Origin of the sequence: Nocardiopsis sp. MG754419 (assembly GCF_018207095.1) — a bacterium.
GTDB lineage: Bacteria > Actinomycetota > Actinomycetes > Streptosporangiales > Streptosporangiaceae > Nocardiopsis.
Window position 1 is genome coordinate 1 of sequence record NZ_QOCZ01000332.1, and the last position, 694, is coordinate 694.

1 protein-coding gene is annotated in these 694 nt (G+C 68.9%); it reads left to right on the plus strand.

Going from position 1 to position 694, the window contains the following annotated elements:
- Positions 1-10 precede the first annotated feature (10 nt).
- Positions 11-694: condensation domain-containing protein (locus tag DSY14_RS27975; RefSeq protein WP_307851361.1), on the plus strand; the 684-nt coding region annotated here is incomplete at its 3' end.

Genomic DNA, 694 nt, shown 5'->3' on the forward strand with positions numbered 1-694 from the left:
GCGTACGGATGTGTCGGGGGATCCGACGTTCGTGGAGTTGTTGGCTCGGGTGCGTGAGGCCGATCTGGCGGCCTTCGACCACCGTGACGTGCCCTTCGATCGTGTGGTGGAAGCGGTGGCGCCGACCCGCAGCATGGCGCATCACCCGCTGTTCCAGGTCATGCTCGTGCTCCAGAACCACGTGGACGCCGGCCCCGCGCTGCCGGGGCTCGAAACGGAACGTGAGCCCTACGCCTGGAAGGTCGCCAAATTCGACCTCACGTTCTCCTTCTCCGCTGCTCCGGAGGGCCTGTCCGGTGTCCTGGAGTACGCGGTCGACCTGTTCGACCGTGACACGGCGGAGGCGCTGGTGGCCCGGTTGGAGCGGGTGCTGACCGCCGTGGCGGCGGACCCGCGGGTGCGGCCGGGCGACATCGAACTCCTCTCGGAGGGGGAACGCCGACGCGTGCTGGTGGACTTCAACCGTGCCGGGACGGGGACGGAGTCCGACCTGGTCCTGCACCGGGTGTTCGAGGAGTGTGCGGCGTCTGTGCCGGATGCCGTGGCGTTGGTGTTCGGGGGTGATCGGGTCTCGTACGGGGAGTTGAACGCCCGTGCGAACCGGTTGGCCCGGTACCTGGTGGGTGAGGGTGTGCTTCCGGGGCGGTTGGTGGGGGTGTACCTGCCTCGGGGTCCCGAGATGGTGGTGGCGTTG